This window comes from Halomonas sp. EF61 (assembly GCF_040147045.1).
GTDB lineage: Bacteria > Pseudomonadota > Gammaproteobacteria > Pseudomonadales > Halomonadaceae > Halomonas > Halomonas litopenaei.
The window spans coordinates 102,152-116,270 of the sequence record NZ_JAMSHM010000001.1; the positions used below are offsets into that span (position 1 = coordinate 102,152).

Annotated in this window: 10 protein-coding genes; 1 reads left to right on the forward strand and 9 read right to left on the reverse strand. The window is 64.5% G+C overall.

Going from position 1 to position 14,119, the window contains the following annotated elements:
• Positions 1 to 532: 532 nt before the first annotated feature.
• Entirely contained in the window at positions 533 to 1,246 is a 714-nt protein-coding gene (locus tag NFI08_RS00435; RefSeq protein ID WP_045991734.1) for a glutathione S-transferase N-terminal domain-containing protein, read from the reverse strand.
• Positions 1,247 to 1,603: 357 nt separating this feature from the next.
• Here NFI08_RS00435 and NFI08_RS00440 point away from each other — a divergent pair, with 357 nt between their 5' ends.
• Positions 1,604 to 3,307 carry an L-lactate permease gene (locus NFI08_RS00440; RefSeq protein ID WP_045991733.1) on the forward strand — a complete coding sequence of 568 codons (1,704 nt, stop codon included), beginning with the start codon at positions 1,604 to 1,606 and terminating at the stop codon, positions 3,305 to 3,307.
• Positions 3,308 to 3,921: 614 nt separating this feature from the next.
• On the opposite strand, the gene NFI08_RS00445 is transcribed toward NFI08_RS00440, so the two are convergent.
• The 8 genes from NFI08_RS00445 to NFI08_RS00480 form a co-directional block, all read right to left on the reverse strand.
• Positions 3,922 to 4,446 (reverse strand): gamma carbonic anhydrase family protein, encoded by a 525-nt coding sequence (locus NFI08_RS00445; RefSeq protein WP_045991732.1) that lies wholly within the window; start codon positions 4,444 to 4,446, stop codon positions 3,922 to 3,924.
• A gap of 88 nt (positions 4,447 to 4,534) precedes the next feature.
• A complete protein-coding gene (gene ltaE, locus NFI08_RS00450) occupies positions 4,535 to 5,563 on the reverse strand; it encodes a low-specificity L-threonine aldolase (RefSeq protein WP_045991731.1) in 1,029 nt (342 codons plus the stop codon).
• A gap of 141 nt (positions 5,564 to 5,704) precedes the next feature.
• A complete protein-coding gene (locus tag NFI08_RS00455; protein WP_349586364.1) occupies positions 5,705 to 8,713 on the reverse strand; it encodes an FAD-binding and (Fe-S)-binding domain-containing protein in 3,009 nt (1,002 codons plus the stop codon).
• A gap of 65 nt (positions 8,714 to 8,778) precedes the next feature.
• Positions 8,779 to 10,002, reverse strand: a complete 1,224-nt coding sequence (locus NFI08_RS00460) for a pyridoxal-phosphate-dependent aminotransferase family protein (protein WP_108448249.1) — start codon at positions 10,000 to 10,002, stop codon at positions 8,779 to 8,781.
• 178 nt (positions 10,003 to 10,180) lie between these two features.
• Positions 10,181 to 11,368 (reverse strand): CaiB/BaiF CoA transferase family protein, encoded by a 1,188-nt coding sequence (locus tag NFI08_RS00465; RefSeq protein ID WP_349586368.1) that lies wholly within the window; start codon positions 11,366 to 11,368, stop codon positions 10,181 to 10,183.
• A gap of 25 nt (positions 11,369 to 11,393) precedes the next feature.
• Positions 11,394 to 12,188, reverse strand: coding sequence for an enoyl-CoA hydratase/isomerase family protein (locus NFI08_RS00470; RefSeq protein WP_349586371.1), 795 nt, complete (start codon positions 12,186 to 12,188; stop codon positions 11,394 to 11,396).
• A 28-nt stretch (positions 12,189 to 12,216) separates the two neighbouring features.
• Entirely contained in the window at positions 12,217 to 13,503 is a 1,287-nt protein-coding gene (locus NFI08_RS00475) for a TRAP transporter large permease (RefSeq protein WP_045991726.1), read from the reverse strand.
• A gap of 13 nt (positions 13,504 to 13,516) precedes the next feature.
• A complete protein-coding gene (locus NFI08_RS00480) occupies positions 13,517 to 14,083 on the reverse strand; it encodes a TRAP transporter small permease (protein ID WP_071211091.1) in 567 nt (188 codons plus the stop codon).
• Positions 14,084 to 14,119 lie beyond the last annotated feature (36 nt).

The following is a 14,119-nucleotide window of genomic DNA, read 5'->3' on the forward strand; positions in this document are numbered from 1 at the left end:
AGCAGCGGCACCAGCTCCAGAAGCACAATAAACACGCTTTTGTGAGACATAACGACCAATACAATCGCCAATAACGACGGTCGCCGATAGAGACAATCGACAGCAGCGACAATCGGCAGTAGCGACAATCGACAGCTTCGTCATCAAACACAAGACCGCTGCTTCGCCATTTCCGACGGGCCACCGGAGCAACTTGCACGCAGATTCACCAGCTCGGTACAGCTACCGCAGCGTTGTCCGATGGCCTTCCAAAAGATATCTGCAAGATTAGCCAAGACGAGGGCCCTTGCTGGCGATCCTCTAAAGCCATGATCGACATGCGGTAATAACCGAGGGGTCATGATCGCCGCAGACTAAAGGCGAAAGCTTACCGAAGGAAACTGAGGAGGGAAGCGCAACGAGGAGCCAAGAGTCGAGAGCAGAGAGCAGAGAGCAGAGAGCAGAAAGCAGAGAGCAGAGAGCAGAGAGCAAAGAGCAAAGAGCAAAGAGCGAGACGACGATATCAGGGCGTCGCCTCGCTCGGCAGCAAGGGTCAGGCGCGATAGGCGCCTTCGATATCACAGATGCGCACCGCGTTGCGGCCGACACCGCCATTGGCATCAAGCATCCGCTCGATCCAGGCGTAAACCGGATCGGCATTGGACACCAGATCCGCGGTGGACACCGAACGCGCCCACATGAAGTTGGCAAACACCAGGTAGTCCGCCGCACCGGGTGTGTCGCCATCAATGAAGTCGCTTCCCGACAGCTGGCCACGCAGGGGCTCCAGGGCGCTATCGAGCTGGCTGAGCCCCTTGGCCGGAGAATGGAACTGCTCCAGGGTCATGCCCAGGCGTTTTTCACGAGTGGTGCGGAAGTAGTCGCGGTCCTTGGGATGGATGGCGTTCATCAGGTCCATCACGATGGTACGCAGGATCGGCAGCTGCAGGGCGCGCTCGCTGTAGTGCTTGAAAAAGCGGGCGCGGGATTCGGCCAAGGGACCGCCAAGCAGCGTCGGGGCCTCAGGGTAGGCACGATCCAGGTAACGCAGGATCTCGAAACTGTCGGTGATCACTTCGTCGCCATCGATCAGCACCGGGACCTTGTCATGGTCCGTGAATTCGAGCTTTTCCTTTTCGGTAAAGCACCAGGGCCGCGCCTCCACCTCGAGCCCCTTGTGGGCGATGGCCAGCTTGGCTCGCCAGCAGAAGGGAGAAAAACGCAGTGACTCATCGATGCCACACAGGTCGTACATCACCAGGGCCATGCCAGATACCTCTAGAAGGGGAATGTCTGCCGATAGTGCCATCAACCGCCCACCTCGCCAACGCCATGATTTCCTGAGGGATGGAGACAAACCTGTCCATTAGTCTAAGAAACTAGCCTCGTTCGCACCCGCCTCCAGCGTCTTTGTCAACTCTAACCTACTGTTAAACAATAAATTTGAAGAATGATCGGACGAGGAGTCATCAGCGCTGCATTGGTCTGACCAATATCCCAGTCTAGAACGATTTCGCTAGTCGGCTTATCGTGCCGCCTTGTCCGAGCCTTACCCCGGCGTGAGACCGCCAACTTCGACACAACGGATATTACAAACAAGGACACGACAAGAGACCCCAACACCATGACCGACACCACTCTAGCCTTGATAGCCTTTGTGCCGCTCATACTGGCCGGCATCCTGCTGATCGGCATGCGCATGGCCGCCAAGGTCGCCATGCCCATCGTCTTTCTGGTCACCGCGCTGATTGCCCTGGTGGCCTGGGACATGACCTTCACACGGGTCCTGGCCTCGACCCTGCAAGGGTTGATCCTGACCGTGGCGATCCTGTGGATCATCTTCGGCGCCATCCTGCTGCTCAACACCCTGAAGCACTCCGGCGGTATCGCCGCCATTCGCAATGGCTTCTCCGGCATCAGCCCGGACCGCCGCGTCCAGGCGATCATCGTGGCCTGGCTGTTCGGCTGCTTCATCGAGGGCGCCTCGGGCTTCGGCACGCCGGCGGCGGTGGCCGCCCCGCTGATGGTCGCGCTGGGCTTCCCGGCACTTGCCGCTGTGGTGGTGGGCATGATGATCCAGTCCACCCCGGTGTCCTTCGGCGCTGTCGGCACCCCCATCGTGGTCGGTGTCGCCGGTGGCCTGGACAAGGTCGGCATCACCGAGACGCTGGAAGCCGGCGGCTCCACCTGGATGGAGTACTTCCGCCTGATTGCCGGAGAAGTCGCGCTGGTGCATGCCGTGGTCGGTGTGCTTATGCCGCTGATCATGGTCAGCGTCATGGTGCGCTTCTTCGGTGCCAACCGCTCCTGGAAGGAAGGCCTGGCGATTGCTCCCTTCGCGATCTTCGCAGGCGTCGCCTTCGTGGTGCCCTACGCCCTGGCCGGAGTCTTCCTGGGCCCCGAATTCCCGTCGATGATCGGCGCCATGGTAGGCCTTGCCATCGTGGTCCCGGCCGCCCGTCGCGGTTTCCTGATTCCCGAAAAGAGCTGGGACTTCCCGGAAAGTGACAGCTGGCCTGCCCACTGGATCGGCAAGCTCAGCATCAAGGCCGACGAGGTCGTGGGCCGCGCACCGATGAGCACCTTCATGGGCTGGCTGCCCTACGTGCTGCTGGCGGTACTGCTGGTGGCGTCACGTACCATCGAGCCGTTCAAGCAGGCACTGACCTCGGTAAGCCTGGGCTTCAGCGACATCCTGGGTGAGGCCGGTATCTCCGGCAGCCTACAGCCACTCTACCTGCCCGGCGGAATCCTGCTGATGGTGGTGCTGATCACCGCTCTGATGCATCGCATGAACGGCAATCAGCTCAAGGCGGCCTTCAGTGAATCCAGCCGTACCCTGCTGGGCGCCGGCTTCGTGCTGGTGTTCACCATCCCCATGGTGCGCATTCTGATCAACTCCGGCGTCAACGGCGCGGATCTGGCCTCCATGCCGGTGGCCATGGCCACCGCGGTGGCCAACGGTGTCGGCGACATCTATCCGCTGTTCGCTCCTGCCGTCGGCGCGCTGGGTGCCTTCATCGCCGGCTCCAACACCGTGTCCAACCTGATGCTGGCAGACTTCCAGTTCAACGTGGCCCAGCAACTCGGTGTGTCCACCGCGCTGATGGTGGCGCTTCAGGCCGTCGGCGCCGCCGCCGGCAACATGATCGCCATCCACAACGTGGTAGCCGCCTCGGCCACCGTGGGCCTGCTGGGACGCGAGGGCATCACCATTCGCAAGACCATCCTGCCGACCATCTACTATGTGCTCGCGGCGGGGCTGATCGGGCTGGTGGCGATGCAGGTGGTCGGTATCTCCGACCCGCTGATGGGGCTGTTGCAGTAGGCACTACGCCAAGCCAGGCGCCACCTGGCTGACCGACAAGGGGGTGTCATCGACGATGACACCCCCTTCTTGTTGGCGACAGGCGCCACCTTTGCTCGAGAACTGCGCCACTCTAAGCACAGTTTGACTACCTCTGTGCCGATATGGCGACCCTTATACCCTGCGCCTAGAGTTAATTCAGTGTAGTACGCACGTGCAGCATTCTTGCTTTCAGGTTCACCGGCAAGGCGCGTTGCCTTCGTACTGACCAGGGGATGGCTCTTCGTGAGCGCCCACGGACGCATGGCCTCGACAAGGGCCACGACTCTCGACCAGGGGAAATTCAGATGTCCTATCTGCTGCTTGCCATGATCACCGTGATCGCCGTCGTGGTGATTACCAACGGCGCGAGATCCTCGGAATCCATGCTGTTGCTGAGGCACAAGGCTCCCGGTCCACACAGGGTCAAGCGGCACAGAAGGCCGACCCGACGGCATCTCTAGGCCGGGGAGGCTCCCTCCAGGGTGTTGACGAGTTGCCCGCAGACCACAGACAGCGCGGCGAAGTGTCCGTGGCCTCTTGCGAAGGGGCGCCAGGCGCTGTCCGATACGTCGACGAGCGCAGGCTCTGATGACCTAGCCGATGCGAGCCAGCCGGGTACGATGTAGCCGCGCCTTGGTCACGTAGCCCTCGGCATTGGTCTTGAGTGCGGCGATGGCCTTGTCGTCCAGTTGCCGGATCACCTTGCCCGGCGAGCCGACGACAAGGCTGTTGTCGGGGATCTCGGCGCCTTCCTTGACCAGCGCCCCTGCCCCGATCAGGCAGTTCTTGCCGATCACGGCGCCGTTGAGCACCACCGCCTGGATGCCGATCAACGAGCCCTCGCCCACGGTGCAGCCATGCAACATCGCCTGGTGCCCCACCGTGACGCCCGGTCCCACCGACAGCGGGTAGCCGGGATCGGCGTGCAGCACGGCGCCATCCTGGATATTGCTGCCTTCGCGCACTTCAAGTGATTCGGTGTCGCCCCTGAGTACCGCCTGGTACCAGATGCTGGCGTCTTCATGGATTTTCACCTGGCCGATGACCTCGGCGCTCTCGGCGACGAAGACGGTGCGATGAATATGGGGGGAATGGTTACCCAGACGATAGATGGCCATGGCCCGCTCCTGACGAGGTTATCCTTGTGGATGGGGGGCGCTGGGCGCCCACCCTGCCTATATAGTGGACGCTGTTTCCAAACTCTGCCTACTCCGTTATCGGTTCCTGTGCGAGAGAGGCAAAGTACGCTGCGATCTCCGTCGCCACTCGGCGAACATCCGACTCGCTGACCCCCAGATGGGTCACCAGGCGGGTGCGCGGCCTCACCGCGATCAAGATGCCACGCTCGGCAAGAAAGCCCTCCAGTGCGGCGCAGTGAGGAGCCGGTACGTCGAGAAAGACCATGTTGGTGGCCTGACCTGCCACCCCGATGCCTTCAATACCACCCAGCCACTCGGCGAGCTGGCGGGCATGACGGTGGTCGTCGGCCAGTCGCTCCACATGGTGATGCAAGGCATGCCGACAGGCCGCCGCCAGCAGCCCCGACTGGCGCATGCCGCCTCCCAGAGTCTTGCGCCAGCGACGGGCCGCGGCGATAAAGCGCTCGCCGCCGACCAGCAACGAGCCCACCGGCGCGCCCAGCCCCTTGGAAAAGCACAGAGATACAGAATCGAAACCGGCGCACAGCTCCGCCAGCGACTTGCCGGTGGCGACACTGGCGTTGAACAGGCGGGCGCCATCGAGGTGACAGGCCAGGCCTCGCTCGGCGGCAAGGCCGGTCACCTCCTGCACATAGTCCTGGGGCAATACCCGACCCTGAAAGGTATTTTCCAGTGCGATCAGTCGGGTTCGCGCATGATGGATATCGTCTCCCTTGATGGCCTCGGCGATATCCTCAAGCGCCATGCGTCCGTCTGCCTGCTGGGCCAGGGGCTGGGGCTGGATACCGCCAAGGACAGCGGCACCGCCGCCTTCATCGCGATAGATGTGCGAGCGTTGCCCGGCGATCACTTCGTCGCCACGCGCGCAGTGGACCAGCATGGCGGTCAGATTGCTCTGGGTGCCGGAGGGAAAGAAGGCCGCCGCGGCGAAGCCCGCGCGATCGGCCACCTCAGCCTCGAAGGCGGCGACGCTGGGGTCATCACCCCAGACGTCATCGCCCACCGGTGCGATGGCCATGGCATCACGCATGGCCTCGGTCGGTTGGGTCACGGTATCGCTGCGTAGGTCGATCATGGCGCTCTCCTTGTTCGCGCTGCCCTTTCCCCGAGTATGCCAGTTCGGATTTCGTCTGAGGACTGTCGCCCTAAACTGTCATTCCTGAACTGTCACAAGAGGACCGTCACCCGAGCATTGCCCCCCTGCCCTCCCGACGACTCAGGCCAGCGCCTCGGCCAGCACCCTGGCGACATGACGCGCCTCACGTGCGGCACCGTCACGAATCTGGTGACGACAGCTGGTGCCGTCGGCCACGATCAGCGCATCCTCGGCGTCGCGCACCGCCGGCAGCAACGAGAGTTCCGCCATCTGCATGGAGGCCTCATAGTGCTCACGCTCGTAGCCAAAGCTGCCGGCCATGCCGCAGCACGACGACTGAATGGTCTCCACCTCGAGCTCGGGAATCCAGGACAGCACCTGCTGCACCGGCGTCAGGGCATCGAACGCCTTCTGGTGACAGTGGCCATGGAGCAGCGCCCGCGACACCGGCAGCGCCTCGAGCGACAGCTCCAGCCTGCCGGCGTCCTTCTCGCGCACCAGAAATTCCTCGAACAGCAGGCTCGCCTCGGCCAGTCGCTTGGCGGGTTCGCCCAGGCCGAAGCCCAGGAACTCGTCGCGCAGGGTCAGCAGGCAGGATGGCTCGAGCCCGACCACGGCAAGCCCTTTTTCCACGTGGGGGGTCAGCGCCGCCAGGGTCCGCTCGGCCTCCGCCCGGGCCCGATCGACCTGACCGCTGGCCAGGTAGGTACGCCCGCAGCACAGCGGACGACGATCCGCAGCGCTCGCCAGGATCACCCGGTAACCCGCGGCTTGCAGCACGCGCATGGCGGCCTCGGCGTTGTCGGCTTCCATATAGTTGTTGAAGGTGTCGACGAACAGCACCACCTCCTTCACCGCCTGGTCGCCAACGGCCGGTCGCTCGCCCTGTCGGGCCCGCCCCAGGTAGTCGTCGGTGACGCGTGGCAGCGCGCGCTCCTCGGCCAGCCCCAGCGCCCGCTTCAGCGGTGAGGCCAGCCAGGGCATGCCGTCGATGGCCTTCACCAAGGGTGACAGGCGTCGCAGCACCGGTGCGCGCCTGGGCAGGTCACCGATCAGTCGCTCGCGCAGCGACACCCCTTCCTTGGCGACCCGTGCCGCCCGGGCCTCGATCTTGATCCGCGCCATATCGACGCCGGTGGGACAGTCACGCTTGCAGCCCTTGCAGGAAACGCACAGATCGAGCGCCTCCTTGACCTCGTCGCTGGCCAAGCCGTCGCGACCGAGCTGGCCGGACAACACCAGGCGCAGGGTATTGGCGCGGCCGCGGGTCAGGTGCTTCTCGTCGCGGGTGATGCGGTAGCTAGGACACATGGTGCCGGCATCGAACTTGCGGCAGTGGCCGTTGTTGTTGCACATCTCCACTGCGCTGGCGAGGCCGCCGGTGACATCGCGGCCGCTACCCGGTGGGGTCTGCTCGCCGTTCAAGGGATCTCGCTCGACGTTCCAGGGCGACCAGTCCAGCACCGGCGTCAGTTCGATGCGCTGGTACTCCCCGGGAAAGCGGAAAAGCCGCGAGTCGTCCATCTTCGGGGTGTCGACGATCTTGCCGGGGTTGAGCAGGTTGTCCGGGTCGAACAGCCCCTTGACCTCGCGGAAGGCGTCGTTGAGTGTCTCGCCAAACTGCCAGGCCACCCACTCGCCGCGACAGATGCCATCGCCGTGCTCGCCGGAGTAGGCCCCCTTGTAGGCCTTGACCAGTGCCGAGGCCTCCTCGGCGATGGCGCGCATCTTCTCGGCGCCGTCCCGGCGCATGTCGAGAATCGGGCGCACGTGCAGGGTGCCGACGCTGGCGTGGGCGTACCAGGTGCCCTCGGTGCCGTGACGACGGAACACCTCGGTGAGCTTGTCGGTGTACTCGGCCAGATGCTCGAGCGGCACCGCACAGTCCTCGATGAAGGACACCGGCTTGCCGTCGCCCTTCATGCTCATCATGATGTTGAGTCCCGCCTTGCGCACGTCCCACAGCGCCTTCTGGGCCTTGGGTTCGGGCATGTCGACGACACAGTCCGGAAGTCCCAGGTCTGCCATCAGCTCGTTCAACCGGGCCAGGCTCGCCAGCAGCTCGTCGCGATTCTCGCCGGCGAATTCCACCAGCAGCACCGCCTCGGGCTTGCCGATCAGGGCCTTCTCGATCACCGGACGGAAGGACGGATTCTCCAGCGACAGCGCGATCATGGTCTGATCGACCAGCTCCACCGCCGTCGGTGACAGGGTCACGATGTGCTGGGTCAGGTCCATGGCCTGATAGAAGGTGGGGAAGTTCACCACCCCCAGCACCTTGTGCTGCGGCAACGGTGACAGCTTCAAGGTCAACTGGCGGGTCAGCGCCAGGGTTCCCTCGGACCCCACCAGCAGATGGGCCAGGTTGGCGCGACCGTCGGCCTCATAGGGCAGCGGGTTCTGACAGTCGAACAGATCGAGGTTGTAGCCCGCCACCCGCCTGAGCACCTTGGGATAGTGCTCGCGGATGCGCTCGCCTTCGCGCCGGGCGATGGCCTCGACCTGCTCGGCCAGCCGCGCCGCCCGGGAACCGGCGGCCAGCTCGTCGACCAGACCGAGGTGCACCTTCTCGCCGTCGGCCAGCAGGACGTCCAGTGCCTGGACGTTATGCACCATGTTGCCGTAGTGGATCGAGCGCGAGCCGCAGGAGTTGTTGCCGGCCATGCCGCCCAGGGTGCACTGGGCGCTGGTGGATACATCCACCGGGAACCACAGGCCATGGGGCTTGAGCCAGGCGTTGAGGTGATCGAGCACGATGCCGGGCTCGACCACCACCGTACGCGCTTCCTTGTCGAAGGACACCACACCGTTCAGATGGCGGCTGGCGTCGATCACCAGCGCCTCTCCCACCGTCTGGCCGCACTGACTGGTGCCGCCACCCCGAGGCAGCACCGGAATGCCTTCCCCACGAGCGATCTCCAGGGCCGTGGCCAGATCATCCTGATGGCGCGGGATCACCACGCCCACCGGGGTGATCTGATAGATCGAGGCGTCGGTGGAATAACGGCCGCGACTGGCGGCGTCGAACAGCACCTCGCCCTGGATTTCCCTGGCCAGGCGCGCGGCAAAGTCCGGCAGCGGCTGGATCCGTGCATCCCGCCCCTTGGCGGCAGACGTCAACGAGTTCATCACCCTCTCCTTGATAACCCTGGGTAGACCGTCGGCGACAGCGCCGCCGACGGGCGGGCGGTGGTTCAATCGCGAGCAAGGCGGGCCACGTGGGGCGCCGGGTTCTCGGAGAAGTACGCCATGGCAGCCTCGACGCCGCTGCCGGCAAGGCTCACCCCGGAAAGCTTCAGCCCCATCTCGCAGCCGGCCAGGGTCGCCATCAGCGTCAGGTCGTTGCAGTCGCCCAGGTGGCCGATACGGAACATGCGCCCCTTGGCCTTGCCAAGCCCGGTGCCGAGCGACAGGTCGAAGCGCTCGTAGATCAGCTTGCGCACGGCATCGGCGTCGACGCCCTCCGGCATCACCACGCCGGTCAGCACCGGCGAGTAGACCTCGGGGTCCTGGCACTGGATCTCGAGTCCCCAGGCGTTCACCGCCGCGCGCACACCCGCCGCCCAGCGCTGATGGCGGGCCAGGACGTTATCCAGCCCCTCGTCCAGCAGCATGTCGATGGCCTCGTTGAGGCCGTAGAGCAGATTGGTATTGGGGGTATAGGGCCAGTAGCCCCCCTGGTTGGCCTCGAGGATCTCGTCCCAGGCCCAGAAGCTCTTGGGCAACCGCGACTCGCGACTGGCGGCCAGGGCCTTGTCGGAGATCGCGTTAAAGCTGATCCCCGGCGGCAGCATCAGTCCCTTCTGGGAGCCGGAAATAGTGACGTCGACACCCCACTCGTCGTGGCGATAGTCGGCGCTGGCAAGCCCCGAGATAGTATCGACCAGCAACAGCGCCGGATGACCGGCGGCGTCGATCGCCCGGCGCACCGCGGCGATGTCGCTGGTAACACCGGTGGAGGTCTCGTTGTGGACCACGCACACCGCCTTGATCCGCTGCTCGGTGTCTTGCTTGAGGCGTGCCTCGATCATGTCGGCCTGGACACCGTGGCGCCAGCCCTCGGCCCCCGGCAGGCCCAGAAACTCGGGCTCGAGTCCAAGACGCAGGGCCAGACGATGCCACAGCGAGGCGAAGTGGCCGGTCTCGAACATCAACACCTGATCCCCCGGCGACAGGGTATTGGCCAGGGCGGCCTCCCAGGCCCCGGTACCGGAAGCCGGATAGATGATCACCGGCTTGTCGGTCTTGAAGATCTTGCCGACCTTGCCGAGCAATTCACGTCCGAGGGCGCCGAACTCCGGGCCACGGTGATCGATGGTCGGCAGGCTCATGGCCCGCAGGATACGATCCGGTACCGGCGAGGGGCCGGGGATCTGGAGGAAGTGACGTCCGGTGGGATGAAAGTCGAGATTCAGCATGTAAGGCCTCCTGGCCAGACGTCGCACTGGGCGACGCCTGGATAGCTGTTCGGGCGACAAGCGCTGCCGCGCCCTTCTTGTAATAATTTGTAATAATGAATGCAATTTTTATGGTGACACCGCCCCACCGATTCGGCGACATGCCAGACGCTAGCTGCCGATCGCGGTGGTGCCGGTGTCAGCGCACGGCACCCTGCTGACGCAGCGCTTCGATCTCGTCCGCTGCCAGCCCGATCTCCCCAAGCACCTCGTCGGTGTGCTGGGCGAACAGCGGCGCCGGCTGGCGAATCGCCAACGGGGTCGCCGAGAACTTGCTGGGAAAGCCCAGGGTCTTCATCCGCCCCATGGTCGGATGATCGACCTCCAGCACCATCTCGCGGGCCAGGTAGTGTTCATCGTGCATGGCCTGGTCGAAGTCGTTGATCGGCCCTGCCGGCACCCCGGCGGCGTCACAGCGATCGAGCCAGTAGGCGCGATCCTGTTGCCCGAGGATGTCCTCGAGGATCGCCTCCAGCGCCTCGACGTTGGCCCCGCGGTCGAGGTTGGTCTTGAAGCGCTCGTCGACCATCAGCTCGGGGCGCTCGATGACGTCCTCGCAGAAGCGCTCCCAGGTACGCTGGTTGGCGCAGCCGAGCATCATGTAACCGTCGCGTACCCGCATCGCCTGGTAGGGCGCGGACACCCGATGGCGCCAGCCGGTGGCCTCGGGCACTCGGCCTTCGGAGAAGTAGGCACCCGCCTCCCAGGTGAACCAGGGCAGGCCACACTCGGCGATGGCGATGTCCAGGTGCTGGCCTTCGCCACTACGCTGACGGTGGATATAGGCCGCCAGGATCGAGTAGATGGCGGTCAGCCCGGCGCCGATATCGTAGACGGCGACCCCGGTCTTGAGCGGACGCCGGCCCGGTTCGCCGGTCATCGACATCAGCCCGCTCATGCCCTGGGCCACCAGGTCGAAGCCGCCCTTGTGACGCGACGGACCGGTCTGGCCGTAGCCCGAGATCGAGCAGTAGATCAGCCCCGGGTTGATCGCCTTGAGGCTGTCGTAGTCGATCTTCAGCGACTGGGTGACGCCGGGTCGATAGTTCTCGACCACCACGTCGGCTTCCTTGGCGAGGCGATAGAACACCTCGCGGCCCTTCTCTTCTTTCAGGTTGAGCGAAATGCTCTTCTTGTTGCGGTTGATCTGGGCGAAACAGGTCGATTCATCCTCGACGTAGGGGCCCATCTGGCGGCTGTCGTCGCCGCCGTTGGCCTTCTCGACCTTGATCACCTCGGCGCCCATGTCTCCCAGCACCATGGTGCAGTAGGGGCCGGCCATGATCTGCGAAACGTCGAGTACCTTGATCCCATCGAGTGGCAGCATTGTGGTTCTCCTTGCCTCAGGGCCTTTACTGACCCTGCCAGCGGAACGGTGTCTTGTTGACGAACTTGTCCACCGCGGCCTTGAAGTCGCGGCTGGTGTAGCAGGTGGCGATCCAGTCGTCGCTGGCGTCGAAGGCCGGGCGGCGCTGTTCGATGACCCGCTGGATCACCTCCTTGGCCGCCCGCACGGTCAAGGGGGCACGCTCCTTGAACGCCTGCGCGCGCTCGGCCACCGTCGCCTCGATGGCCTCGGCGTCGACGATCTCGCCGACCAGGCCCAGGGCCAGGGCCTCCTCGGCACGTACCAGTTCGCCCGCCATCAGTACCTGCTTGGCCCGGGCGATACCGGCGTGCTCGACCAGCCGCGAGACGTTGGTGATCGACAGGCAGTTGCCCAGCGTCCTGGCGATGGGGATGCCGAACTTGAGACTCGGTGTCGCCAGGCGGAAGTCACAGGCCAGAGCGATGGCGGCGCCACCGCCGACACAGAAGCCTTCCAGCAGCGCCAGCGTCGGCAGCGGCAGGTTCTCCACCCGCCCGACCACCCGGTCGATGCGACGCTCGTAGGCGATGGCGTCTTCGCCCTTGTCGAAGGCGGCGAACTGCTTGATGTCGGTGCCGGCGACGAAGGCTTCGCCGCCGGCGCCACGCATGACTACCGCCACCAGCTCCGGGTCGTTCTCGATGGTCTCGCAGTGGGCCTCGAGCTGGTCGTACATCTGCCAGGTCATGGCGTTGCGACTGGCGGTGCGATCGAAGGTCAGCCAGGCGACGCCGTCTTCGCTGTGGTAGTGCACCTGGCCTTGATCGTTGTCGCTCATGTCGTTGTTCTCCTTGTGGTGGTCGCGATCACACGCCGTAGATCAGGTTGACCAGCGCCAGGGCCACGGCGGGCACGTAGGTGTTGATCAGCAGGATCACGAACAGCACCGCCAGGAACCACAGATTGGTGCGCGTGGTGGCCCAGATGTCGGCCTTGGCGATGGAGCAGGAAGCGATCAGTACGCTGGCTACCGGCGGGGTCTGCTGGCCGATGGCCAGGTTCAGCGTCACGATCAGACCGAAGTGCAGCGGATCGATGCCCACCGCGGTCACCAGCGGCAGCACGATGGGCACCACCAGGATGATCGCCGCCGCCGAGTGCAGGAAGATGCCCAGCACCAGGAAGATGACGTTCAGAAGCGCCAGTACCACGTACTTGTTGTCGGTCATCTCGGCGATCGAGTTGGCCAGCTGCTGGGGAATCTGGGTCTCGGTCAGATACAGACCGACCACCGCAGAGGAAGCCACCAGCAGCATCACCACCGCCGTCTGCACGCCAGCATCGAGACAGGCCTTGTAGAAGATCTTGAGGCTGAACTCGCGATAGATCACCGCGCTGATGAAGATCGCCACGACCACCGCCAGCGCCGCGCCCTCGGTGGCGGTGACGATGCCGCCGAAGATGCCGCCGAGGATGATCACCGGAATCAGCAGCGCCCAGATGGCGCCCTTGAAGGCCTCCCACAGACGCGAGGCCTGGAAGCTCTGCTCCGCCGGCAGGTTGTGACGACGCGCCAGGAAGTAGCACATGGCCGCCAGCCCCAGGGCGCCGAGCAGCCCAGGGAAGATGCCGGCGACGAACATCTTGACCACCGATTCGCCGGACATGACCGCGTAGAGGATCATCGGGATCGACGGCGGCAGGATGATCGCCAGGCTCGCCGCCGAGGACGAGATGGCTGCGGCGAACTCCTTAGAGTAGCCCTTCTTGCGCATGGCCGGAATCAGGATCGAGCCGATCGCCGAGACACCTGCGACGGCGGAGCCAGAGATCTCGGCAAAGAAGATCGAGGCGCCGATGGTCACCATGGCGAGACCGCCCTTGATGAAGCCGACCATGGCCGAGGCCAGATCGATCAGACGGCGCGAGATGCTCGAGGCGTTCATGATGGCGCCGGCCAGGATGAACAGCGGTATCGCGATCAGCGGGAACTTGGTAGCACCGTCGAACATCACCATGCCGACATTGGGCAGGGCCAGGGTGCCGTAGCTGGCCACGGTGGCCAGGGCGCCGACGAGGCCGAGGGCGATGGCCACCGGCACGTTGATCAGTATCAGCCCGATCAGGCCGAAGAACATGGAAGCAATGATCATGGGGTTCTCCTCGTCAGCTGGCGCGCTGCGGACCGGTGGGTGAATCGTCGGTACGCACGTCGTCGGCCAGCACACCGGCCTCTTCGAGCTCGTGATCGACGAAGCCGGCTCCCTTGGCCGCCCGGATGACCTCGGGGAGCCTGAGCAGCTGGGCGAGAATGAACATCGCGGCACCGATCGGAATCACCGACTGGGTGAACTGCACCGAGATGCTGGGCAGGCTCACCAGGGTGGAGCCTTCAAGAATCTGCACCACCTGAAAACCGGTGACGCCGAGCAGCACGAAGAAGCCGATGGTGATCGCCTCGGCGAGCAGCGCAATGGGCAGGCGAATGGACGGCGAAACCATGTTGATCACGCTGGGACAGGCGATATGGGCGCCCTTGAGGGCGGCCAGGGCGGCGCCGTAGTAGGTCAGCCAAGCCAGTCCGATCGAGGCGACCTCGTCGTACCAGCTGAAAGGAGAGCCCAACAGGCGTGACGCGAACCCGATGGTCACCACCAGGGTCAGCGCCAGCACATTGAGAAAGACGATGACCTCCAGAATCTTCTGGTAGGCCGCGGAAATGGTGGTAAGCACAGAGCATCCTCCGAAGGTGGATGCGGCCTCACCGAA

Coding starts and splice junctions, on each gene's coding strand:
- NFI08_RS00440 (WP_045991733.1), top strand. CDS start 1,604: ATGACCGACACCACTCTAGCCTTGATAGCCTTTGTGCCGCTCATACTG.
- NFI08_RS00445 (WP_045991732.1), bottom strand. CDS start 4,446: ATGGCCATCTATCGTCTGGGTAACCATTCCCCCCATATTCATCGCACC.
- NFI08_RS00475 (WP_045991726.1), bottom strand. CDS start 13,503: ATGATCATTGCTTCCATGTTCTTCGGCCTGATCGGGCTGATACTGATC.
- NFI08_RS00455 (WP_349586364.1), bottom strand. CDS start 8,713: ATGAACTCGTTGACGTCTGCCGCCAAGGGGCGGGATGCACGGATCCAG.
- NFI08_RS00435 (WP_045991734.1), bottom strand. CDS start 1,246: ATGGCCCTGGTGATGTACGACCTGTGTGGCATCGATGAGTCACTGCGT.
- NFI08_RS00460 (WP_108448249.1), bottom strand. CDS start 10,002: ATGCTGAATCTCGACTTTCATCCCACCGGACGTCACTTCCTCCAGATC.
- NFI08_RS00465 (WP_349586368.1), bottom strand. CDS start 11,368: ATGCTGCCACTCGATGGGATCAAGGTACTCGACGTTTCGCAGATCATG.
- ltaE (WP_045991731.1), bottom strand. CDS start 5,563: ATGATCGACCTACGCAGCGATACCGTGACCCAACCGACCGAGGCCATG.
- NFI08_RS00470 (WP_349586371.1), bottom strand. CDS start 12,188: ATGAGCGACAACGATCAAGGCCAGGTGCACTACCACAGCGAAGACGGC.